Genomic DNA, 21459 nt, shown 5'->3' on the forward strand with positions numbered 1-21459 from the left:
CATCCCCTGCGTAGAGAATGCCGTCTCGTCTATGACCGCGCCGTCGCTTGTACCCGGTTTACTTTTCAGGCAGGTCGAGCAAGCCTTTTTCCAGCATGCCGTTCAATGCCGTTAAAATCCCCACTTTGACGTGCGAATACGTCAAACCGCCCTGCACGAAGCCGAGGTACGGGGGACGAATCGGGCCATCTGCGGAAAACTCGATGCTCGCCCCTTGAATGAACGTCCCCGCAGCCATGATGACCGGGTCTGCGTAGCCGGGCATTTCGCTCGGATACGGCGTCACGTGTGAGTCGACCGGGGCTGCCTTTTGAATCCCTTGGCAAAAGGCAATCAGTCGCTCGGCACTGCCAAAGGCGACAGACTGAATCAAGTCTGTCCGCGGCTCGTGCCAGAGCGGGTTTGTCTGAAAGCCGAGGCGCTCCAAGAGAGCCGATGAAAACACCGCGCCTTTGAGCGCTTCGCCGACGACGTGCGGCGCCAGGAAAAAGCCTTGGTACATTTCCAGCAGCGAGTACAGCGAAGCTCCGCCCTCCGCACCGATGCCTGGCGCTGCCATCCGGTACGAAGCGAGCTTGACGAGGTCCTCCCGGCCGACGATGTAGCCGCCCGTTTTGACCAGCCCGCCGCCCGGGTTTTTAATCAGGGAGCCGGCCATGATGTCCGCGCCCACGTGCAGCGGCTCCTGCTCTTCCGTAAATTCGCCGTAGCAGTTGTCGACAAAGACGATCACATCCGGCTTCATTTCTTTGACAGCGCGAATCATTTCCCGGATTTTGGCGATCGTGAAGGACGGACGATCCGCGTAGCCGCGCGAACGCTGGATGCCGATTACTTTTGTATTCGGCGTGATCGCTTGCGCTACCGCGAGAAAATCAATCTCGCCCTCAGGCGTCAGCGGCACGAAGCTGTACCCGATGCCGTAGTCTTTCAGCGAGCCTTGCCCTTCACCGCGCACCCCCACGACCTCCTCCAAGGTGTCGTACGGTTTGCCCGTGATGTAGAGCAAGTCGTCGCCAGGACGCAACATGCCGAACAAGGAAATGGCAATCGCGTGCGTGCCGGATATAATGTGCGGCCGAACCAGTGCCGCCTCTCCGCCAAAAACGTCTGCGTAGATTGATTCCAGCGTAGCCCGCCCGGAATCGTCGTAGCCGTAGCCGGTTGACGGTGAAAAGTGAAACTCGTTTACTTCATGCTTTTGAAAAGACCGCAACACCTTCAACTGATTGGTGTCCACGAGCGCGGAAATTTGACGATGTCTTTCGGAGATCGTCGCTTCTACTTCCAGTACGAGCGGACGAAGCTTTTCTCCGTGGGAAAAGTATTGAAACATCTGCTATCTTACCAACTCTCTTCAACAGTCTCTGGTTTGTCCAGGAGAAAAGGAGCGATCTTGCCGTAGATCGGATTGTCCCGGTTCACGCGCACGGTGACCAGGTACGATTCTTCCTCTTCGCTAAATTGCTGCTCCATCTCCACGCCTTCGCGGTGCAAGAGCGACAAAATGTCCCCGCGCTCGACCGGGACGCGCAACTTCATTTCATTATAAGAGGAAAGCACAAATTGTTCGATCCTCGCCAAAAGCCGTTGCTGATCTTCTTCGCGAATGGCAGAGACGAGAATGGATTCGTCTGCATGCGGCAGGTAGGCGCCTTCGGTCAGCAAGTCCGCCTTGTTGAATACGACGAGCTGCGGGATTTCTTCTGCTTTCAGCTCGCGCAAAATTTTGTCCACGACTTCCATGTGCACGCGCAAATCCGGGTGGTGGCTGTCGACGACATGCAAAATCAGGTCGGCTTCCTTCACGCCCTCCAGTGTGGAGCGAAAAGCGGCGACAAGGCTCGTCGGCAAATCTTGAATGAAGCCGACTGTATCCGTCAGCAGCACTTCCAGGCCGCTCGGCAGCACGAGCTGGCGGGTCGTCGGGTCCAGCGTGGCAAACAGCTTATCTTCCTGCAACGTGTTGGCCTGTGTCAACTGGTTGAGGAGCGTCGACTTGCCCGCGTTCGTATAGCCGACCAGCGCAATCTGGAACACGTTGTTTTTCTTGCGGCGTTCCCGATGGAGCTGTCTCGTCCGGACCGTGTCGTCCAACTGCTGCTTCAGCTCGCTGATCCGCTTGCGAATGTGGCGGCGATCGCTTTCCAGCTTGGATTCACCCGGACCGCGCGTCCCGATTCCGCCCCCGAGCCGGGAAAGCTGCTTGCCCTGGCCCGCAAGACGCGGCAGCAAATAGTTGTACTGGGCCAGCTCGACCTGAATCTTCCCTTCGCGCGACTGCGCTCGCCCCGCGAAAATATCGAGAATGAGCTGGGTCCGGTCAATGACCTTGCAATCAAAAATTTTGTCCAGATTGCGCGTCTGACTCGGGGACAGCTCATCGTTGAAAATGATGACGTCCACATCCAGCTCATGCGCCTTTTCGGCAATTTCATCAATCTTGCCCGTCCCCAAATACCAGGCAGAGTCGATTCGATCTCTGTTTTGCGTCACGACATCGAGCACTTCGACGCCAGCCGTTTCAGCCAGCTCGTGCAGTTCTTCCATGGAGAGACGTGTCCGTTCCTCATCACGGCCATCCAGGTAGCACCCGACCAAGATCGCAGTTTCTTTTGTTTTGATAAGTTCGTTCACCGATTCACGCCCTTTCTTCTCCCTATCATACCACATTTTGCCCATTTCGTTACGGTCGCGATGCACCCCGCCCCTATTCGCTACAGAACAAAGCGCAGGGTTAGAAAACTTGGCTGCGCCAAGCCTTTGGTGCAGCTTTAGTTGCCCTTATACTGGATAAGAAGCTTCTAGAATTCTTATCTGTAAAAAAATCCCCCGCAGCGGAGGGATCGGATGGATCGTAGAGAAGTCACACTTGAAAGTCCTCGGCTCTTAGCCGCTGCAGCTCTTCCCGCGTCAGCTCGTTTGCTTTCATCAGCCGGACCGCCTGCACCCGGATCGCTTTCTCGATGCAATTGCGCACGAACCGGGCGTTGCTGAAATTTTGCTGGAACGGGTCATTCACGATTCCGGTCAGCAGACGGCGGATTTTTTCTTTCGCTTCTCTCGTCAGCTCAAAATCCTTTTCGCGGGTCATCAGAGTGGCGATGTCCAAAAGTTCTTCCACACTATAATCGGAAAAGTTGATGTGAACCGGAAAACGGGAAGGCAAGCCGGGGTTCAGATCCAGAAACTGCTCCATTTCGTCGTTGTACCCGGCAATAATACAAATGAAATCTTTGTTCGAGTCTTCCAGCGCTTTCGTCAGGCAGTCAACCGCCTCCTTGCCGAAGTCTTTTTCGCCCCCTCTGGCCAACGAATACGCCTCGTCGATAAACAAAATGCCGCCGAGTGCCTTTTTGACCAGTTCCCGCGTTTTTTGCGCCGTATGGCCGATAAATTCACCGACCAGATCGGCCCGCTCCACTTCGATCAGATGGCCTTTGCTCAAGATGCCCATTTCGCGGAACATTTTGCCGAACAAACGGGCAACCGTCGTCTTGCCCGTGCCCGGGTTGCCTTTGAACACCATATGAAACACTTGCTTTTCAATTTTCAGGTGATGCTTTTCCCGTTCCTTGTTGATTTTTATCAGCGCGTAAATCTCATACATGGTCTTCTTCGCTTCTTGCAGACCGATCAAATTTTCAAGCTCATCAAACAAGGAGGCCAATTCGCTGGGTGCGGATGCATTTACGTATTCGGGCAGCGTTTCGGGCTTCTTGATGGATAAATCGTTGCGTTTGAAAACGACTTGAATCCTGTTTGAGTTGGAAGAGGTGGAAGCAGAGCTGGGATCAATGGAGAGACTGCTTTCCGAATGTCTCATGTTCGGTCACCTGCCTTTGTGCATCACTCTAAACGTTCGTTCGTCCCTGCCTGTCAGTCCTTACAGATGCGCAGCCATGCTTTATGTTCAAAAGTGTCATCCAGTTTGGGCCAGTGCGAATACATGCTTTTTCAGCCATACATTAATATACTCAGAAGCTAGGCAAACCTGCCCTATTTTTTCAAACCTGGCCGATTCGCCAGCGGAGCAAGCAGACAAATCCCGAGCAGGCTTCCGGACAGAAAAGGAACGACCTGCTGCAACGGATGAATCAGGGGAGACACCCCTTTCACGAAAAAGGCATGCCAAACGACGACGCCCAGTCCGATTACAGCCACTCCTAGCCAGAACAGCCCTTTTCCGTACAGCGTGGCCTGTTTGATCTCGACGTGATCGTTCTTGCGTCCGGTGCGCCAGAGCACAAACGCGATGGCAAGCCCGCCCAGCAGCGTGCTGCCGTGCTGTAGCAGCTTGTAGACAGGCACGTCGAGAAAAAGGAGCGGGATGCGCTGTTGCAAAAAAGCGAACCGTTCGACCACGCTGCCTCCGTCGTGGGTAAAAGCATCCCAGGCGATATGGCTGTAGCTTCCGAGCAGCGCGGAGTAAGCGAACACTACCAGCGATACCCACGTCCGCCTGCGGCTTCGTGTCTGCGGCCGCCCGCTCGCCAAGCCTTTTGCCGCCCACAGCGGCAAGACGGCGAGCAGTCCTTTTTCGACGATGTAGCGGTACAAAACATACAGGACGATCACGAGCGGAAGATCAACGCAAAACAGGCCAAGCAGCGTGTGGCTGTAGACGCTGTACGGCTGCATGCGCAAAAAATATTCAAAATCCGGCGCCATGCTGCCAAAGACGAGAGCCGGAAAGGATACCCAGCCCAGTCTGCGCAGCGGCAGGACGATCGCCGGGTGCGAAAAGGTAAACGGCATGAAATCACTCGCTTTTCTGTTTGGTGGTTGCTTGTCTTTTCTATTAGAAAAAGACGCGGCAAGCAAGCCAATGGCTACACTTGCGAAAAAAAGCCCGGCCGAAGCGACAATACCATCTGTCACTACGAGCCGGGCCTTCCCGTACAGCTATTGCTCCTTCGGAAGCAGGACAGCGACCACTTGCTTGCCGCTTACTTGAATGCCTTTTTCCTGCACGCCGCAATGCGCAAGCTCTTTTACGAGTTGCTCGATCAATTTTTTCGCTTCCTGGCTTTCTTTTTTCTCCAGGCGCACGGTCAATTGCACCGCGTCCCCTGCCGCGAGAATTTTTTCCGCTTGCCGTTTTTTCGTATCGTAGTCGTGCTCTTCGATATAGGCGCTCAAGCGAAGCTCCTTTACTTTTCTGCCTTTTTCCTCTTTGCGCTGCTTGGCCTTTTCGCGGTTGAGCTGCTCTTTATAGTTCGTGCGGCCAACCAACTGGCACGGCGGCGGGCTTGCGGCGAGCGAAAGGCAAACGAGGTCGACGCCCTGCTCCTTCGCCATTTGCAGCGCGACTTTCGTGTCGACGATCCCGAGGTCCTCTCCGTTCACGCCAGTCAGGCTGACTTCCGCCGCTTTTATTTTTTCATTCAAAATCATCGCGTTGTCACCTTGTCCTTTCCTGTTTCGGAATGGTTAGTTTCTACAACCGCTACTTTCTCTCCTTCCTTCGGAGACAACATTCTTTTACTCCCTCATGACGAACGTGCTCCGTTTTTGTATAATAGATCAGTATTGACTGTGGATTGAGAGTCATTTACATTAATTTTTAGTTAGCCAGCTAACAAAACGGGGGTACTTTGGTGGAATTTGATTATTCTACTGCTTTGACACATGCGATGGGCCATGTGATGAAGCTTCATAAGAAAAACGTTGAATATCTCATTCAAAACTACGACGTCTACCCAGGGCAGCCGATTCTCCTGATGCGTCTCGCCAAAACAGACGGCTTGATGCAAAAGGAGCTGGCCCGACGTATCCAGGTAAAACCCGCAACGCTTACGGTCATGATTAATCGCATGGAAAAATGCGGGCTGGTTGAACGGCGCGCCGACGAGCGCGACCAGCGCATCTCCCGGGTTTTCCTCACCGACAAAGGGCGGCTGGCGACAAAAGCCGTCAAGGAAGCGCTGCGCATTCTCGAACTGAAATGCTTCGAGTGCTTTACAGACGAAGAAAAAATCGTCTTGCAAGGCATGTTGGAAAGAATGCACAACAACCTGCAAACCTTTTACCTGGAAAATACGGAGCCATCTGCTGAACCAAACGAGTAGCCAGGTGTTGTCGCTCTCCCCATTCCACAAGAGAAAGGTTTGAACATTGCTTTGAACCATGTAGCCAAAGAACTGGATTCCTCGTCACTTGCCGGCAGCAAGTCGCGCCGTTTGTGGATCGCGACCATTTTAGGCTCCCTCTCGGCATTCGGCCCGCTGTCGCTGGACATGTACTTGCCGGCTTTGCCGCTGCTCGCAGATGACCTGCATACGAGCACCTCAATGGCCCAGCTCAGCCTCACCGCTTGCCTGATCGGGCTTTCGGTCGGCCAGCTTTTTGCCGGACCGATCAGCGACGTGCGCGGGCGGAGAATGCCGCTTTTGATCGGACTGATTTTGTATGCCTTGTCTTCTTTTTTATGTGCGGTTGCGCCTTCGATTTACACGTTTGTCTTTCTTCGTTTTGTTCAGGGGCTGGCCGGCTCGGCGGGGATTGTCATCGCCCGCGCGACTGTTCGCGACCTGTATTCCGGGACCGAGCTGACCAAATTTTTTGCCCTGCTAATGCTCATCAACGGGATCGCGCCGATTGCCGCGCCGATTGTCGGCGGTCAACTGCTGGAATTTACTACCTGGCACGGCGTCTTTGTCGCGCTCGGGCTGATCGGTGCCATCATGCTGCTTGTCGTCGTGCTTGGCCTGCCTGAGACGTTGCCCGTCCATCGCCGCTCCAAAGCCGGGATTGGCAACACGCTGAAAACGTTTGGCGGACTGCTGAAAGACCGGGTATTCATGGGCTACGCCTTGTCGCAAGGCTTGGTCACAGCCGCGATGTTCGCCTACATTGCAGGCTCGCCGTTTGTCTTCCAGAAAATTTTTGGCGTCTCTCCGCAAGGCTTCAGCATGATTTTCGCCATGAACGGGCTCGGAATTATTATTGCCAGTCAAATTACCGGAAGGCTCGCAGGAAAAGTCAAGGAAACGAAACTGTTCGTCACCGGCATCTCGCTGGCCGCAGTCGGCGGTGTCGCCCTGCTCGCTATGATCTTGCTACAGGCCGGGCTGGTCGCTGTCCTCGTTCCGCTGTTCTTCGTCGTATCGAGCGTCGGGATCGTCGGTGCGACAGGCTTTTCGCTGGCGATGCAAAACCAGAGCAAGGCCGCAGGCAGCGCTTCTGCCCTGCAAGGTCTGCTCTCCTTCATCAGCGGCGGAATCGTCGCGCCGTTGGTCGGGATTGGCGGAGAAGGCACAGCCGTTCCGATGGGGATCGTCATCGCGCTCGCTACACTCGGCGCCATCCTCTGCTACCTCCTGATGATTCGCAGGAAGACGGCGGCATAAAAAGCTTTTCCTGCCAGACGAGGACGCTTTGCCAGTCCTCGGTTTTTTAACCCCCTATTTACGAACAAACGTTCTTTATAGTACAATCTGGATATGGAAAAGCCGCTGCTTTTGCTCCCTCCATAAACAAGCCCATATCCCAAGGAGATGATTCCTCAATGACTTTGCGTTTGATCCCTTATCTCGTCCTGAACGGAACAGCAAGTGAAGCAATCGCCTTTTACGAACAAGCACTGGGTGCCGAAGTGCTGTACAAGCAGACCTTTGGCGAAATGCCGGAAAACCCTGAGTACCCTTTGCCTGCGGAAGCGAAAAATCTCGTGGGACATGCCACCCTCAAAATTGGCGAGAGCCATCTGATGCTTTCCGATACGTTCCCAGGACAGCCTCACCAAGTAGGCGATCAGGTGACCATTTGCATTTCCATAGGGGACAAAGCTGATGCGGAGCGCATCTTCGCCACACTCCAAGAGGACGGGCAAGTACATATGCCTCTGCAAGAGACATTTTTCAGCCCTGCCTATGGCAGTGTGCGCGACAAGTTCGGTATCACCTTCCAGATTTTTACTGAAGACAAGCAATAACTGCTCCTTGGCTTGTAGATTGTAAAGGGCCAGACCAGAGGGCCAGTCGAAACGCGCGAAAACGTGTGTAGACTGGCCCTCGTTTATTTTGGCGAGCAATCTCGGTTAGCTACGGAGGCACCGCGCCCCTGCTGCTACTGCTTTTTCTTCTGGTGATATCCGCGTTCTCCGTACGGCTGAAGCTTGTCGAGCCATTTTTGCTCCATTTTCTCAAGCTCCTCCTTTTCGTCAAAGTATCCCTCTTCCTTCTTCTTCAAAACCTCCAGCACTTCGCAGACGAACGCCTCTTCTCCGTACTCGTCCCACTCGCTTTGAAGCTGTTTGTTCATATGGGAACCGAGTTTAAGCGTGAACAGCTTTCCGTTCATCGTTTTCAGATTGCGGGTGCTGCAAATCCACACTTTTTGATTTCGGGTGTTTTTAATTTGATACACCCCTGCCTCTGTCTTCGCTTCTTTAAACGTCTGTTTCAGTTCATCTTTTCGCTTCATAGTTTCTCCTCTCTTTTCGCGCCGCTACACCTGTAGCCTGTATTCGACTTCCTGTGCGATTTTCGAACATCAGCTTCGCCTGGCTTCCGTCTCGACAAAGGAGACGGACCAGGAAACCGGGAAGAAAAAAACAACAAACATTTTGCGGTTTGGTTTGTATAATAATAAACACAAAACAAAAATGTTTGTCAATCCTAACAAAAAACTGTTGCTTCGCGATGAAATCTCCGCTACACTTTGCAGTAATTTCGAAAAGGAAAGAGGGAAAGAAAATGAAACTACCAACTACTTCACAACACAAGCCTGTCGTCGTGTCAGAAAACTACGATCGGGTTGACGGCCGTTCTGCCAGAAATACGGATGTCAAAGCGCTTTCGCTTGGCTTGGCTGCGAAAAACGACACCGGCAAAGTCGCCATCGCTGCCAAAGCATGGAAATCCACAGGCGAAGCCTGGTCGACGGAATCGGAGGAACTCCCGCTCCATCGCATTCTCGATCTGTCGCTGCTCGTTTGCCGCACGTTGAACCATTTTCGCGAGGCATACAGATACGAGCATTTTTACGACCCGCAAAAGCCCGTTATCGACAGGATTGCTCTGCAAGGCGATGCGTTGAACGTGGCGATCTGCACGGACAATGACACGCTTCATGACGATATCAAGCAATTCAGCCGCGTGTTGAGCGAAGACGATGAACTGATAGGCGAACGTCTGCGCGCATTAGCGAGACTATTAAAAGATATGGGGTATTGACATTGTTCAGGAATCCTTATGTACGAACGATTATCCTTTCCCGCGTGCTGTTGCAGTTGGGCATCTGGGTCCGGAATTTTGCCGTTCTGCTGTTCGTAAGCGAATGGACGAACAACAATCCTGTTTACGTATCGCTGATCTCGGTCGCAGAGTTCGCTCCGATCTTTTTGTTTGGGCTGATTGGCGGAACTTTTGCCGATCGCTGGCAGCCAAAGCGGACGATGGTCTGGAGCGATCTACTGTCTGCCCTGTCCGTGGGTGCGGTGCTGCTCGTGCTGATGAACGGCGGGTGGATTGCTCGTCCGCAACACGGAAGGCGCCTTGATCGGCCGCGTATCGGGCACGATCACGCCTGTTTTCATGGGGATGATGGTCATCGGTATGTCCGTGTCCGGCTATCTCAAAGAGATGTTCTCCCTTGGCGCGGTCTATGCCGCAAGCGGAGGATTCATTTTCGTCGGTGCGGCTCTGCTGCTCCCCCTCGTCGTGGAGAAGAAGCGCAGGGGCGAGAATCGCACCACATAACTACGATTCGGAGGAAAAGAAAATGACGGAAAAACAGTCTCTATCATTTGTCACCGGACAGACAGTTGACGGATAATGAAGCATTTGTTGAAGCTTGCGGCGGAAAAAACCGTGGGGGAAAATGTCGAGTACCGCTTTTACCCTTCCGAAATCGTCAGGGCCTATCAAAAGGGATATTTATTGGAAATTCAGGAACCGAACGTTATTCGTGACGCTGCGGTGTTAATGACGTTAAACTCTGCCCTGGAACTGGATGGCAGCCCGGTTTTCATGACGAGAAGATGCTGGCCGTATTGGCGGATGTGATTCTGCTTTTGGACAAAACCGCACGGGCTAACGCGATCAAAGGCGTGGCGGGAATGCGCTCCTTCTTCTACTGGGCAGATGCCATCGCCAGCGGAGCTTCCGCAAAACAATCGCTTTACCACAAGATCATTTACAAAATAACGACCGACTCGGAAGAAATTCGGCTTCTGGAAGAAGCACTTATCCAGCAAGGATTATCCGCCAGCCTAGAAGCAGTCTCTCTGGAGCTAAAAAAAACGAGAATCTCCGGATGCTATCGAAATCAAGACTTCGGGAGAAATAGACGACACGGCTTTTGACATGGACAACGGCTTGGCTGAAAAAGGAATCGCCCTGAAAAAATCAGCCGACAGCGACGACAACGGCTCTTCCTATATGGCAGATGATTTTGCCCATACAAAAACCTCCACTTCGGGAGCTCCCCGCTATCATCAGGCCAATCCAGCGCCTTTGCAGGAGGATGAAAAACAAAAGGAACGCGACTTCCGTAAAAAGCTGAATCAAGCGGCAAGAGAAGTCATTGCTGATTCCATCCATAAAAAAGTAAAGCTGATTGTGCACCGTCCGGACTACGATCAGGAGGACCAACAGGAATACGTCCGTCTGAGCAAAGAACTGATGCCGATCGTGCAACAGCTTGCCAGAAAAACATTGCCCTACCTGGAGCATGAGCTGGCTTCCGACTTTTCGCGGAATCGTTACTATGGCAGCAAGTTTCAGGCAGACAGCGTCGCTTACAGGGATTACAAATATTTTGCCAAAAAGCGCCCGCCCGCTGAATCCCCTTCGCTGGTAGTGGGCCTACGGGTAGACGAATCCGCCTCCATGTCTGCCTTCGGGCGATTGGAAGCAGCCAAGCGGGCCGTCATCGCGGTGTATGAATTTTGCCAGCTCTGCCAGATTCCTGTTTTGATCTTTGGCGATACCGCGGATGTTTCCCGCTTGAAGCAAATGTCCATCTTCGCCTATGTAGACCTGGACAAACCGGACGCGAGCGACCGTTTCCGACTGATGCAAATTCGCGCCAGAAGCAATAATCGCGATGGAATGGCTCTGCGAATAATGGCGGAACGGCTGGCCGCTTGCCGACAGCAGACCAAGCTGCTCATCAGCATCAGCGACGGGCAGCCGAAAGCGATGGACGACTATACCGGAAGCTATGCCGTTGCCGACATGAAGCAAACGATCCAGGAATACGAACGGAAAGGAATTGCCTTTCTTGCCGCCGCAATCGGCCAGGACAAGGAGGTGATTAGCGGCATCTACGGCAAGGAACGTTTTTTGGATATGACCAACCTTCACGAGTTCCCTGCCAAGCTTGTGCGGATAATCGCCCGCTATCTGTAGCTTTTCATAAACAGGTTTGCCGCAAAGGCTTTCCGTGCAGACGCTGAAAGCCTTTTGTGGCGCCTTTTCCTTTTGGTTTCTAAAAGAAAAAACCAGGACTTCAAGAGTCCTGGCTGGTGGGCAGAGCGTTTTGCGATTTATTGCTGGTTGTTTTCCGAAGACATGAGCGATACAGGGCGTTGCGGAGTGAAAGTGGAGATCGCATGCTTGTATACTAATTGTTGCTTGCCTTCGCTATCAATCACAATCGTGAAATTATCGAACGCTTTAATATACCCGCGCAATTGAAATCCGTTCACAAGGTAAATGGTAACCGCGATGTTTTCTTTCCGCAAATGATTCAAGAACGTATCTTGAATGTTGATCGTCTGTTTCATGTACACTACCCCCTAAAAGGACTTGTATGTTATATATTCGGCAATTGTTGAAACTTTCCTGCCAATATCTGCTTGATAGTTTCCACGGACTTCGCTTGACCAGCCGGATCGGTCATGTCAAACCACTGCACTTCCGGGATGCGGCGGAACCAGGACAACTGCCGTTTGGCAAAATGCCGCGTCCGCTGCTGGATGTCGTTGATCGCCTTTTCCAGCGTAATTTCGCCGTACAGGTAAGGGATCAACTCCTTGTACCCCAGCCCTTGCATCGACACCATGGAAGCGTCGTAGCCTTTGTCCAAAAGCCCGCGCACTTCCTCGACCAGCCCCGCTTCGATCATCAGTTCGACGCGGCGATTGATCCGTTCGTACAGCACGGCACGCTCCATCGTGAGTCCGATCATGACGAGATCGTACGGAGAGTGCTGCGCCCGCAGTTGAAAGTCCGACATTTTGTAGCCCGTGCTTTCGTATATTTCCAAGGCGCGAATTACCCGTTTTACATCGTTCGGGTGCAAGCGCTGTGCTGTAATCGGGTCAACGTCAGCGAGCCTTGCGTGCAGCGCTTCCACGCCTTCCGCATCTGCCAGACGCTGCAGCCGTTCGCGCAGCTCCGGATCTTGGGCGGCTTGCGAAAATTGAAACCGATGGGTAACCGATTCTATGTAGAGACCCGTACCGCCTACGATAAAAGGAAGGCGTTCCCGTTGGTTGATCTCCGTAATCAGCCGGGTGGCGCTTTCCTGGAACAAGGCGACAGAATATTCTTCGTCCGGATTTTTGATATCAATGAGATGATGCGGCACCAGCGCCAGCTCGGCAGGCTCTGCCTTGGCCGTCCCGATGTCCATGCCGCGGTAGACTTGCATGGAATCCCCGGAAATGATCTCGCCGTTGAACTGCTGGGCCAAATCCAGACTCAGTTGGGTCTTGCCGACTGCTGTCGGGCCGATGATGACGACTAGCTTTTCTTTCTGCTGCAAGGTCACTCCCCTCCACCTGTCTCTTTGTAGCTGTACACGACCTGTTGGCCGCGGGAGCGAAATGGAACGAAGCCAAAACGCTCGTAGATTTTGCCTGTTTTTCCTTCCTTCATAACCACGCGTCTTCTCGCTACGCGGAGCGCTTCTGAAATGGCCTGCTCCGTCAGTGGTTGCGGGTTGGCAAACTCGCGCACTCCTGCGATTCCTTGCGAGCTGTGAACCGTCATTTCAAACATGGGATCGAAGTAAACGACGTCGAAAGAGCGGCTCGGCAATCCCTGCAAGACTTCCAGATGGTTTTCGCACCGCACTTCAATACGACGCATGGCTCTCTCCAGTTGTTCCGAGTCAGACGCCCAGTGCTTGAGTCCATCTTCGACCATGATAGCAAGCACTCGTTCAGATTCGATGCCGACCACTTTCCCCTCTGCTCCTGTCGCATGGGAAAACACAATCGCATCCGCCCCTAGTCCGAGCGTGGCATCCAACACTTCATCCCCTGGTTGAATTTGGCAAGCAACAAGCATAGTATCAGTATCGCCGCGCATCAGCCGCTTTATACGAAAAGCCGCAGTGTTCGGGTGAAAAAAGAACGGCTTTTTCCCCGGCACCTCCAGGCGCGCTCCTTGCGCAGAGACGACCAATACTTCGTCGTCGCCATGCCGTTTTCGTAGCTGGCTGAGGGAAAAGTCACCGCGTCTCACTACAGGTACGCCAAACGCATCGGCCAATGCCAGCGCATGGCGCAAGGTGTCCTCAGCAGGCTCAAGTCCCGTCGTTACGATCACGTATCCGCTTTCCTTTCCGTGTGTCTGCGTCCTGTTGGACGGAAACTCTTTTATTGTAAGCAGGATTAATTTGGCGGTCAAATAGAATCTGTACCAAACTTTTGTCCGATCACCTGCTATCATATCACGTTTTGTTCCGCCAGTTACGTGCTTGTGAATTTTTTTACAAGGAGAAAACAAAGCGGTCTGCCGACAAGCCATAACAAAACCTTTATCGCGGCCATCTCAAGGATGAGCGAACGCGTTTTAGCGGAAGGTTATTCTTGCTGAATCGGGTTGTTTGTTCTTGCCGTTTATGCTTTCCGATTCAGTCAGAAAGACCCCCTAGAGCATCTAAGGGGGGTGTTTGCTTCGCGTCTGTGCGCTTGCCTACATGACGCGCTTGAACATTTTCTCCAGATCGTAGCCGCTGAAGTGAATGACGATCGGTCTGCCGTGCGGGCATGTAAAAGGACTGCTCGTCTCGCGCAGTTGGTTCAGCAGGCTTTCCATCTCTGCGTGCGTCAAATAGCGGTTGGCTTTGATCGAAGCTTTGCACGACATCATGATCGCGGCTTTTTCCCGCATCTGGACGACACTAGCCTGTCCGTGCTCGCCTGCTTCCAGCACAAACTGGATCAGCTCCTCGATGACTTCCAGCTCGGCTCCTTCCGGGAACCAGTGCGGGTGCGCGCGCACGATAAACGTTCGCCCGCCGAAAGCTTCGACCTCCAGGCCAAACGACTGCAACAGCGGCAACCGTTTTTCCAGCCGCGCTGCCTCTGCTGCCGTCACCTCGACGGTATGCGGGAACAGCATCATTTGGCTCGCGACGCCTTCCTCGGCCAGCTTGGCCATGAAGTATTCATAAAAAATCCGCTCCTGCGCCGCGTGCTGATCGACCAAATACATCCCCGTATCGTTTTGCGCCACAATGTACGTTCCGTGCACCTGTCCGACCGGGTACATGACGGGAACAGCCGACGTAGTAGTTTCTTCGTTGGCTGGTGCTGCTGGAGTTGCCGCCTGGCCTTGCTGTTCGCTTGGCTCGTCAAGCCGGGTGACGTCAGCTTGGGCCCATGCTGCGCCCGTCGGCGGTTCCGCTGTCCCTGCCTGTGCGTTTATCGGCTGCGCGACTGGCTCCGTTTCCTCGGCTCGGTTGAGCGGCTGGAAGCGCTGAGACTGGAGCTGCGGCTGTTGCTGAACCGCTTCGGGCTGTGCGTGGGTTTCGGCTGCAGCTAGAGTCTGGGCATTCGTCCCAGTCCCAGCTTGAGCCTGGGCTTGGTCTAGGGCTTGGGCATAGTCTTGCTCGCGATATTGACCATGTTCGTTCCCTTCGCCGACACCCGCAGACGCGCTCCCCGTCGCTGCCGCAGCTTGTGTCCCCGTATGCCCTGCTGCCTCCCCGCCCCCAACACCAGTTTGCAAAGCTTGCTCTGGACGCGGATAGGGCGAAGCGGCCTCGTGTACCGTTTTCTTTTCCGTCTCCTGGAAAGACAGGCCGGCAGGAGAGAGAGAGTTTGCAGGACTTGCCGCGTTGGCCAGGTGTGCAGGGCTTGCCGCGTTTGCCATGCCCGCTGGCTGCCCCGCCTGCGCCTTGTTGCTCTCCTGCTTCGCCATCCATTCCTGCAACCTCGGACTAACCTCCAACAGCGAGCTTTTCTCAATGGCTGGCTTCGTAAATGTCAGGTCAAACTGCGGCTGCACGACTTGCGTGGAGATTTTCGCTTTTGGCTGGGTCGCCATCGGCCGTACGATCCCCAAGCCTTGGCGCAACGTCGTTTTCACCGACTGCTCGATCGCGCTGCACAGTTCGTCTTCCTTGCTGAAGCGCGCCTCCAGCTTGGCGGGATGCACGTTGACGTCCACCAGCGTCGGGTCCATTTCAATTTGCAGCGCGACGATCGGAAAGCGTCCAATCGGCAGCAGCGTGTGGTAGCCGCGCATGATCGCGTTATTGAGCGAGTAGCTGCGAACGTAGCGGCCGTTCACCAGCGTCGATAAATAGGAACGGTTCGCCCGCGTCACCTCTGTCTTGGACAAAAAGCCGTCCCAGCGAAAATCGAGCGTCTCTCCCGAAATCGGCAGGAGCAGTTTGGCTACCTGCACGCCGTAGATGGCCGCCATGACGTGCAGCAGCTTGCCGTCGCCCGTCGTTTGCAAAAGCGTCTTGCCGTTGTGGGTCAACGTAAAAGAAATGCCGGGATGCGTCAGCGCCAGTCGGTTGACGTAGTCGGAAATGTGGCCGACCTCTGTGGCGATCGACTTCATGTACTTCAACCGGGCAGGTGTATTGAAAAACAGGCTGCGGACGCAAATCTCCGTCCCCTGCACCGCCGCCGCATCCGCCACCTCTCTGACCTCGCCGCCTTCCACCAGCAGCCGGGTGCCGATCTCGCGGCTCGAACGGTTGCTGGTCAGCTCCATCCGCGAGACAGCCGCGATACTCGGCAGTGCCTCGCCGCGAAAGCCGAGCGTGCGAATCCGGAACAAGTCCCGCGGGGTGCTGATTTTGCTCGTCGCATGCCGTTCCAAAGCGAGCAGGCAATCGTCCCGATCCATCCCGTGTCCGTTGTCGACGATGCGGATCAGCTCCAGGCCGCCTTCCTCCACATGAATCTCAATCGAGGTGGCGCTAGCGTCAATCGCGTTTTCCACCAGCTCCTTCACGACAGAAGCCGGACGCTCCACCACTTCGCCTGCCGCAATCATATTGGCGAGCTGCTCATCGAGCACTCGAATGTTTCCCATGAGCTCCTCCCCTCTGCCTATCGTCCTATCGTTTTTTCAGTTGCTGCTTCCATGCATACAGCTTCATCATTGCATCCATCGGGGTCGTCGCGTTCAAATCCAGCTCGCGCAAATCGCGCAAAATCTCCTCTTCCTCCGGCGACAACAGCGATACGGGCTCCTCGCGCACGGTGGCAACCGGGGCCGACCATAGCGTTTCCAGCGACATTTGCATGTCGGCTGTCGCTTGGCTGCCCGCCTCCAAGCCCGCCAAAATGCTGCGGGCGCGCTCAATGACCCAGACAGGCATTTCCGCCAATTCCGCCACGTGGATGCCGTAGCTTTTATCTGCCCGGCCTTCCTCAATCTTGTGCAGGAACAAGAGCTTGCCGTCCCGCTCCTCGCAGCGGGCGTTCACATTGACGACGCCCTTCATCGTGTCAGCCAGCCCCGTCAGCTCGTGATAGTGCGTGGAAAACAGCGTCTTGGCTTTGATTCGCTGGCAAATGTACTCGATGACCGCCTGCGCCAGTGCCATCCCGTCGTACGTGGACGTCCCGCGCCCGATCTCGTCGAGCAAGATCAAACTTTTGGCAGTCGCCTTTTGCAGCGCGTGCCTTGTTTCCAGCATTTCCACCATGAACGTACTGTGTCCGCCAACGAGGTCGTCGGCAGCGCCAATTCGCGTAAAAATCTGGTCCACAATCGACAGCTTCGCTTCTTTTGCAGGCACGAAGCAGCCGATTTGCGCCATGACGGTAATCAGTGCGATCTGGCGCATGTAGGTGCTTTTCCCCGCCATGTTCGGTCCAGTGATGAGCAGAACCTGGCGACTGTCCTGGTTCATCCGCACGTCATTGGCTACGTACTTCTCCCGCTCCAGCACGGCTTCCACGACAGGGTGGCGTCCGTCGACGATGACGTATTCGCCGTCGTCTGCGAGCTGTGGACGCACGAAGCCGCGCTCGTCACTGACCGTAGCAAACGCCTGGAGCACGTCTACAGAAGCGATTCGCTCGGCAAGGCTTTGCAATCGCGGAATATGTCCGGCGATCTCGCTGCGCACAGCCATGAACAACTGGTACTCGAGCTCGATCATCTTTTCTTCCGCTTCGAGGATGAGCGCCTCGCGTTCCTTCAGTTCGGGCGTGATGTAGCGCTCGGCATTGGCGAGCGTCTGCTTGCGCTCGTAGCGTCCCGCAGGCACGTTGGCGATGTTCGACTTCGACACTTCGATATAGTAGCCAAACACTTTGTTGAAGCCGACTTTCAGCGAACGGATGCCTGTCGCTTCCCGCTCGCTCTGCTCGAGCTGGGCAATCCACGTCTTCCCGTCGCGGCTTGCGGAATGCAGCTTGTCCAAATACTCATCGTAGCCGGTGCGAATCATCCCGCCTTCGCGCACGGAGATCGGCGGATCGTCGACGAGCGCCGCCTGCAAAAAGCTGACCAGGTCCGCGCATTCATCCATGCCCTGGGCCAACTCCTGCAACACCGGGGCATTCGTCTGGCTCAAGTGCCGTTTCAGCTCCGGCACTGCTTCCAGCGACAAACGCAACTGGATCAGGTCGCGGGCATTGGCGTTTCCGTACGAGATGCGGCCAGCCAGCCGCTCCAGGTCGTACACGTTGTCCAGGCAAGTCCGCAGATCGGAGCGCAGCAGCAAATCGCTCTTGAGCGCTTCGACGGCATCCAGGCGGGCATCCAGCTCTGCACGTCCGAGCAGCGGCCGCTCGATCCATCTGCGCAACAGCCGTCCGCCCATGGCGGTTTGCGTCCGATCCAACAGCCACAGCAAGGAGCCTTTTTTCGTCTTGTCGCGGATCGTCTCCGTCAGTTCCAGGTTTCGTCTGGAAAAGCCGTCCATTTGCAAATATTGCTTGCTGTCGTAACGTTTCAACAGCCGCATATGCGCGAGACTGCGCTTTTGCGTCGTCCCGATGTAGTAGAGCAGCGCATTGACGGCTGCGCGCATAGCGACGTCCAGCTCTTTTCCCGCTTCCGGGTACTGGCTGTCCACCGCAAACGCATCCAGTTGCTGGCTTTCCACGACCGTTGACGGCAAAGACGTTTTCGGCAAGGAATCAAAGCCGAAGAACACCAGTTCTTTCGGACGGTATTGCAATGCCTCATCGAGCGCGGCCTCCGTCTGTCCGAGCAGGGAGGTGACGTACATTTCCCCTGTACTCATGTCGCAGGCTGCGATCCCTATGCGGCCGTCGAGGGCTGCCAATGCCGCCATGTAGTTGTTTTCCTTGTCCGTGAGCCATTTGCCCTCCATCATCGTGCCGGGCGTAATGACGCGGGTCACTTCGCGGCGAACGACCCCTTTTGCTTCTTTCGGGTCTTCCACCTGCTCGCACACCGCTACTTTGTGTCCTTTTTTCAACAGCTCGGCGATGTAGCCATCTGCCGAATGGTGCGGGACGCCGCACATCGGGATGCGTTCATCCCCGCCACCGTCGCGTCCTGTGAGCGTAATCTCCAGCTCGCGGGACGCGAGGATAGCATCGTCAAAAAACAGTTCGTAAAAGTCGCCTAAGCGGAAAAATAAGAAAGTATCCGGGTACTCTTTTTTGATAGCCAGATACTGCTGAATCATCGGGGTATATTGCGCCATTTTTTTCTTCTCCTAGCCTTCCAATCTCGACGCTATTATACCATGATCGCGCCACGATGTTGATGTTCGATTCCAGTTGAAAAATTCAATGCAAGTTCCACGCGCTCTTCAGATCCAAGTCAGAGAGCCACACGTCCCCGCGCAACAGGCAGGAAAAATACGCTTCCAGATGAACCCGCGAAAGCGAATAGCCCGGCAGTTCCCGCAACTCGTTGCGCACCTGTCTGACGTACGGTTCCAGCGTTTCCTTGTCCCCGCGGTAGTACGCTTTGACCAGCGGCAACTGCAAATGCGGTGTCGCTTTCAGTTGGGCGTGGCTCGTGATGACCAGTCTGGCTAAATGCAATATTCCCCGCGCCACGACCGGATGCACGAGCCAACTGGGCAATGTCCGATACTCGAAACCGTACGCCTTTTCCCGCACGTCGCCCAAAAAGCCGTAGCGTTGCCGTCGCAACACGCAGCCGACGTCCTCGATCAGCACGAGCGGCAACGCGAGATAGGCGTCCAGCTTCCGCCGCAAGGAAAAAGTAGGCGACACTCCGCTAAAGTGAATGTGCCCGCCAATCGGATAGCCAGGAAACGGCATCCCGCCCGCCAGCCACTCGATCTCTTTGTTGGCGATTTTTTTCATGGCGAAAATCAATGCTTCATAAATATGAAGAAACAGCTCATCGGGGTCTTCCGACGGGGCAGGGCGAAGCTCGGCTACCGGATGCTGATGCAGCGCCAGGTCTTCCCGGTAGCGTGTCGTATCGCAGCCGACCGTCCCGTTAATTTTCAAAAAATCAGAGGCGAGCGCCATTTCCCCCGTTGCCCTGCGCAGCGAAAACTCCGGGTCGGCGCCCAGTTTGTTCAGCTCCTGCGGCTGCTTGCGCATGCGCTCCTGCCACCAGTCGCGCGCACGCTGCATGTAGCGATCCGCCTTCTCTGCCGGCCAATCCGGCGCCACGGAAACCACCTTCGCCCGGTGAGCAGATGCCGCTATGATCGTGACTTGCCCCGCTTCCGCTCCGACAGCATACAAGCTGCGGACAGCCAGCGCTTTGACCATCTGCACCTCCGGATCGGTGGACGGAAACGGAATCGGCTCGTAGTCAGGCTCCTCCAGACGATGCAACAGCCATTGCGGATGCTCCATGCTCCGCACCACGTCCAGCACCAGGTCCTGATAGAGACAAAGCTTGTAGGTTCGCCATCCGGGAGGCGCTGTTCGTCCCGTAGCCACAGGCAGCCCGCTCAGCTTCAGCAACCAGCGTCCGACCTCGGGGCGGTGCAAAAAAGCGACCGCTTCTTTGGCGTTGGCTGTCATTGGCTGCGATGCGGCGCTCTCCTGCAACCCTTCTCGTATCATGCTCTCCACACTCCCATGCTGTATTCTTCGATATCTTATGTTTGCGCCCAGGGAAGAGTGAGAGCGTAGACGCTTGCCGGTTTTTCGCCGCGAAAAAAAGAAAAAAGAGGAGATGAGTCTCTCCTCTTTAGTCAAGCTCGTCGAGCATGGTGGCTGAATCAAAGTCGTCAAATTCGTCGCTGTTTTCTTCATAGTCACCAATCATGTGGAAGTCTTTGTCATCGCAGTTGTTGCAGACGACTACGCAGACTTTGGTTTCTCCGATGATTTCTACGGCAAATTCGCTTTCAACCCTGACTGTGATGGTGCCTCCAGCACTCAACTCGGCTTTTACGCACTTCGGCTGTTCCACGGCGCGAGCGACAATTTCCAGATCGCCTCTGCAGTTTTTGTCGAAGAACGTAAGCGGAACGAGTACGGAGAACTTGACAGTTTCCCGCTTGACTTCGGTTTGCGTGTTATTTGCAAACGAGAACCACAGGTTGACGTCATACGTACCAGATACTTCAACCGCGTCTCCGACTTTCTCTGCCTGGAAGTTCGTGTTTATAATCCAGCATCCGAGGATCGTCGAAGGAGTTTGCGACGGTATGATGGTGTGGGTGGTAGTAGAGAATTTATGGCCTTTACCGCAGACAGCTTTCGCGATGAGTTCCCGGCACTGTAGATCTTTGTCTGTACCCGACATTTCGTTACCTCCTCCATACAACGTTTCTGTACATTTGTATGCAGGGCATTCGGCTAGGGTGCAAACACCCACCTGAAATTGGGTATCTTGTTTGGAAAACTCCATCGCGTCAGCGTCTTTCGCGTCTGCCGCCTGCCTTACGAGCAGCAGCCGCCGCTATGTTTCTTTTCCGGCCCGCCGCCGGTTTCGCCTGTCAGCGGATTTCCGCCTGTATCCAAAATAATACGCTCGGATACGGTGTTCGTGATGACATTCGTCACCATTTGCAAAAGATCGTTCACATCCACCTGGGATTGCTTGAACTCCGTTACGATCGGAATCGAGTCCAGCTCCTCGTGCAGCTTGTTGTACTCTTCTTCGACTTTTTTCACCAGTTCCGGCTTATTGATGGATTCAAACATGACCATCTGCTTTTGCTTTTGCTTCAATTTATCAATCAAGTCTTGGACGCGCTCATTGTGCTTGATTTGCAGTTCCGCGCGTTTGAAAAAATCGACTTCATTGGTGCGCGAAATCATCGCAGCCAGCTCGCGCGCTTTGTCCAGAATCTCTTTTTGTGTGTACAAGTTTGTTTGTTCCATAT

22 protein-coding genes and 1 pseudogene are annotated in these 21459 nt (G+C 54.5%); 9 read left to right on the forward strand and 14 right to left on the reverse strand.

The annotated features are described in order from the left end of the window. Positions 1-58: 58 nt before the first annotated feature. The 5 genes from AC3WQH_RS00660 to infC all read right to left on the reverse strand — a co-directional run bounded on the left by AC3WQH_RS00660 (position 59) and on the right by infC (position 5397). Positions 59-1336, reverse strand: a complete 1278-nt coding sequence (locus AC3WQH_RS00660) for a methionine gamma-lyase family protein (protein WP_007786938.1) — start codon at positions 1334-1336, stop codon at positions 59-61. An 8-nt stretch (positions 1337-1344) separates the two neighbouring features. After that, positions 1345-2637 (reverse strand): GTPase HflX, encoded by a 1293-nt coding sequence (gene hflX, locus AC3WQH_RS00665; protein ID WP_005835661.1) that lies wholly within the window; start codon positions 2635-2637, stop codon positions 1345-1347. Positions 2638-2866: 229 nt separating this feature from the next. Continuing rightward, positions 2867-3826, reverse strand: coding sequence for an AAA family ATPase (locus tag AC3WQH_RS00670; RefSeq protein WP_290426163.1), 960 nt, complete (start codon positions 3824-3826; stop codon positions 2867-2869). A 173-nt stretch (positions 3827-3999) separates the two neighbouring features. Next, the gene (locus AC3WQH_RS00675) at positions 4000-4758 is read right to left on the reverse strand and encodes a DUF4184 family protein (RefSeq protein WP_310670454.1); all 759 of its coding nucleotides are present in this window, start codon (positions 4756-4758) and stop codon (positions 4000-4002) included. Positions 4759-4905: 147 nt separating this feature from the next. Then, positions 4906-5397, reverse strand: a complete 492-nt coding sequence (infC, locus tag AC3WQH_RS00680) for a translation initiation factor IF-3 (protein ID WP_005835657.1) — start codon at positions 5395-5397, stop codon at positions 4906-4908. A 203-nt stretch (positions 5398-5600) separates the two neighbouring features. On the opposite strand from infC, the gene AC3WQH_RS00685 reads away from it, so the two are divergent. The 3 genes from AC3WQH_RS00685 (at position 5601) to AC3WQH_RS00695 (ending at position 7936) form a co-directional block, all read left to right on the forward strand. Continuing rightward, positions 5601-6071: a MarR family winged helix-turn-helix transcriptional regulator gene (locus AC3WQH_RS00685; protein ID WP_005835655.1), complete on the forward strand. Its 471-nt coding sequence runs from the start codon at positions 5601-5603 to the stop codon at positions 6069-6071. A gap of 51 nt (positions 6072-6122) precedes the next feature. Continuing rightward, a complete protein-coding gene (locus tag AC3WQH_RS00690; protein WP_310670459.1) occupies positions 6123-7352 on the forward strand; it encodes a multidrug effflux MFS transporter in 1230 nt (409 codons plus the stop codon). Between the two features lie 158 nt (positions 7353-7510). After that, positions 7511-7936, forward strand: a complete 426-nt coding sequence (locus tag AC3WQH_RS00695; RefSeq protein WP_005835652.1) for a VOC family protein — start codon at positions 7511-7513, stop codon at positions 7934-7936. Positions 7937-8070: 134 nt separating this feature from the next. Here the strand turns inward: AC3WQH_RS00695 and AC3WQH_RS00700 are convergent, their stop codons facing one another. Beyond that, on the reverse strand, positions 8071-8427 hold the full coding sequence (locus tag AC3WQH_RS00700) for a GIY-YIG nuclease family protein (RefSeq protein ID WP_007786929.1): 357 nt from the start codon (positions 8425-8427) through the stop codon (positions 8071-8073). 272 nt (positions 8428-8699) lie between these two features. Between AC3WQH_RS00700 and AC3WQH_RS00705 the strand changes: the two genes are divergently transcribed. The 6 genes and pseudogenes from AC3WQH_RS00705 (at position 8700) to AC3WQH_RS00730 (ending at position 11357) form a co-directional block, all read left to right on the forward strand. Next, the gene (locus AC3WQH_RS00705; RefSeq protein ID WP_290426165.1) at positions 8700-9179 is read left to right on the forward strand and encodes a DUF6530 family protein; all 480 of its coding nucleotides are present in this window, start codon (positions 8700-8702) and stop codon (positions 9177-9179) included. Between the two features lie 2 nt (positions 9180-9181). After that, positions 9182-9478 (forward strand): annotated as a pseudogene (locus tag AC3WQH_RS00710) (MFS transporter); the annotation flags it as partial. Next, positions 9474-9704 (forward strand): hypothetical protein, encoded by a 231-nt coding sequence (locus tag AC3WQH_RS00715; RefSeq protein WP_007786926.1) that lies wholly within the window; start codon positions 9474-9476, stop codon positions 9702-9704. The pseudogene AC3WQH_RS00710 and the gene AC3WQH_RS00715, both read left to right, overlap by 5 nt. Before the next feature lie 87 nt (positions 9705-9791). Continuing rightward, a complete protein-coding gene (locus AC3WQH_RS00720) occupies positions 9792-10010 on the forward strand; it encodes a hypothetical protein (protein WP_373926230.1) in 219 nt (72 codons plus the stop codon). After that, positions 9986-10309 carry a hypothetical protein gene (locus AC3WQH_RS00725; protein ID WP_369750417.1) on the forward strand — a complete coding sequence of 108 codons (324 nt, stop codon included), beginning with the start codon at positions 9986-9988 and terminating at the stop codon, positions 10307-10309. The genes AC3WQH_RS00720 and AC3WQH_RS00725 overlap by 25 nt, the downstream gene beginning before the upstream one ends. A gap of 1 nt (position 10310) precedes the next feature. Continuing rightward, positions 10311-11357, forward strand: coding sequence for a vWA domain-containing protein (locus AC3WQH_RS00730; RefSeq protein WP_007786920.1), 1047 nt, complete (start codon positions 10311-10313; stop codon positions 11355-11357). 137 nt (positions 11358-11494) lie between these two features. Here the strand turns inward: AC3WQH_RS00730 and hfq are convergent, their stop codons facing one another. The 8 genes from hfq to AC3WQH_RS00770 form a co-directional block, all read right to left on the reverse strand. Continuing rightward, entirely contained in the window at positions 11495-11734 is a 240-nt protein-coding gene (gene hfq, locus AC3WQH_RS00735; protein WP_005835647.1) for an RNA chaperone Hfq, read from the reverse strand. A 29-nt stretch (positions 11735-11763) separates the two neighbouring features. Then, positions 11764-12723: a tRNA (adenosine(37)-N6)-dimethylallyltransferase MiaA gene (gene miaA, locus AC3WQH_RS00740; protein ID WP_007786918.1), complete on the reverse strand. Its 960-nt coding sequence runs from the start codon at positions 12721-12723 to the stop codon at positions 11764-11766. After that, positions 12720-13505 carry a class I SAM-dependent methyltransferase gene (locus AC3WQH_RS00745; protein WP_025846033.1) on the reverse strand — a complete coding sequence of 262 codons (786 nt, stop codon included), beginning with the start codon at positions 13503-13505 and terminating at the stop codon, positions 12720-12722. The genes miaA and AC3WQH_RS00745 overlap by 4 nt, the downstream gene beginning before the upstream one ends. A gap of 369 nt (positions 13506-13874) precedes the next feature. Beyond that, entirely contained in the window at positions 13875-16235 is a 2361-nt protein-coding gene (mutL, locus tag AC3WQH_RS00750) for a DNA mismatch repair endonuclease MutL (RefSeq protein WP_492331874.1), read from the reverse strand. Positions 16236-16260: 25 nt separating this feature from the next. Beyond that, complete coding sequence (gene mutS / locus AC3WQH_RS00755) at positions 16261-18834, reverse strand: DNA mismatch repair protein MutS (protein ID WP_327944744.1); 2574 nt, start codon at positions 18832-18834, stop codon at positions 16261-16263. Positions 18835-18919: 85 nt separating this feature from the next. Beyond that, the gene (locus AC3WQH_RS00760) at positions 18920-20188 is read right to left on the reverse strand and encodes a putative amidoligase domain-containing protein (protein WP_007786911.1); all 1269 of its coding nucleotides are present in this window, start codon (positions 20186-20188) and stop codon (positions 18920-18922) included. 127 nt (positions 20189-20315) lie between these two features. Then, positions 20316-20876, reverse strand: coding sequence for an outer spore coat protein CotE (cotE, locus tag AC3WQH_RS00765; RefSeq protein WP_005835636.1), 561 nt, complete (start codon positions 20874-20876; stop codon positions 20316-20318). A gap of 137 nt (positions 20877-21013) precedes the next feature. Continuing rightward, positions 21014-21457, reverse strand: coding sequence for a YlbF/YmcA family competence regulator (locus AC3WQH_RS00770; protein ID WP_005835634.1), 444 nt, complete (start codon positions 21455-21457; stop codon positions 21014-21016). Positions 21458-21459 lie beyond the last annotated feature (2 nt).

The sequence above is a fragment of the Brevibacillus sp. FW301-21C12A genome (assembly GCF_058788915.1).

Coding starts and splice junctions, on each gene's coding strand:
- AC3WQH_RS00660 (WP_007786938.1), bottom strand. CDS start 1,336: ATGTTTCAATACTTTTCCCACGGAGAAAAGCTTCGTCCGCTCGTACTG.
- AC3WQH_RS00670 (WP_290426163.1), bottom strand. CDS start 3,826: ATGAGACATTCGGAAAGCAGTCTCTCCATTGATCCCAGCTCTGCTTCC.
- AC3WQH_RS00675 (WP_310670454.1), bottom strand. CDS start 4,758: ATGCCGTTTACCTTTTCGCACCCGGCGATCGTCCTGCCGCTGCGCAGA.
- infC (WP_005835657.1), bottom strand. CDS start 5,397: ATGATTTTGAATGAAAAAATAAAAGCGGCGGAAGTCAGCCTGACTGGC.
- AC3WQH_RS00695 (WP_005835652.1), top strand. CDS start 7,511: ATGACTTTGCGTTTGATCCCTTATCTCGTCCTGAACGGAACAGCAAGT.
- AC3WQH_RS00700 (WP_007786929.1), bottom strand. CDS start 8,427: ATGAAGCGAAAAGATGAACTGAAACAGACGTTTAAAGAAGCGAAGACA.
- AC3WQH_RS00705 (WP_290426165.1), top strand. CDS start 8,700: ATGAAACTACCAACTACTTCACAACACAAGCCTGTCGTCGTGTCAGAA.
- AC3WQH_RS00725 (WP_369750417.1), top strand. CDS start 9,986: ATGCTGGCCGTATTGGCGGATGTGATTCTGCTTTTGGACAAAACCGCA.
- AC3WQH_RS00730 (WP_007786920.1), top strand. CDS start 10,311: ATGGACAACGGCTTGGCTGAAAAAGGAATCGCCCTGAAAAAATCAGCC.
- hfq (WP_005835647.1), bottom strand. CDS start 11,734: ATGAAACAGACGATCAACATTCAAGATACGTTCTTGAATCATTTGCGG.
- mutL (WP_492331874.1), bottom strand. CDS start 16,235: ATGGGAAACATTCGAGTGCTCGATGAGCAGCTCGCCAATATGATTGCG.
- mutS (WP_327944744.1), bottom strand. CDS start 18,834: ATGGCGCAATATACCCCGATGATTCAGCAGTATCTGGCTATCAAAAAA.
- AC3WQH_RS00760 (WP_007786911.1), bottom strand. CDS start 20,188: ATGATACGAGAAGGGTTGCAGGAGAGCGCCGCATCGCAGCCAATGACA.
- cotE (WP_005835636.1), bottom strand. CDS start 20,876: ATGTCGGGTACAGACAAAGATCTACAGTGCCGGGAACTCATCGCGAAA.
- AC3WQH_RS00770 (WP_005835634.1), bottom strand. CDS start 21,457: ATGGAACAAACAAACTTGTACACACAAAAAGAGATTCTGGACAAAGCG.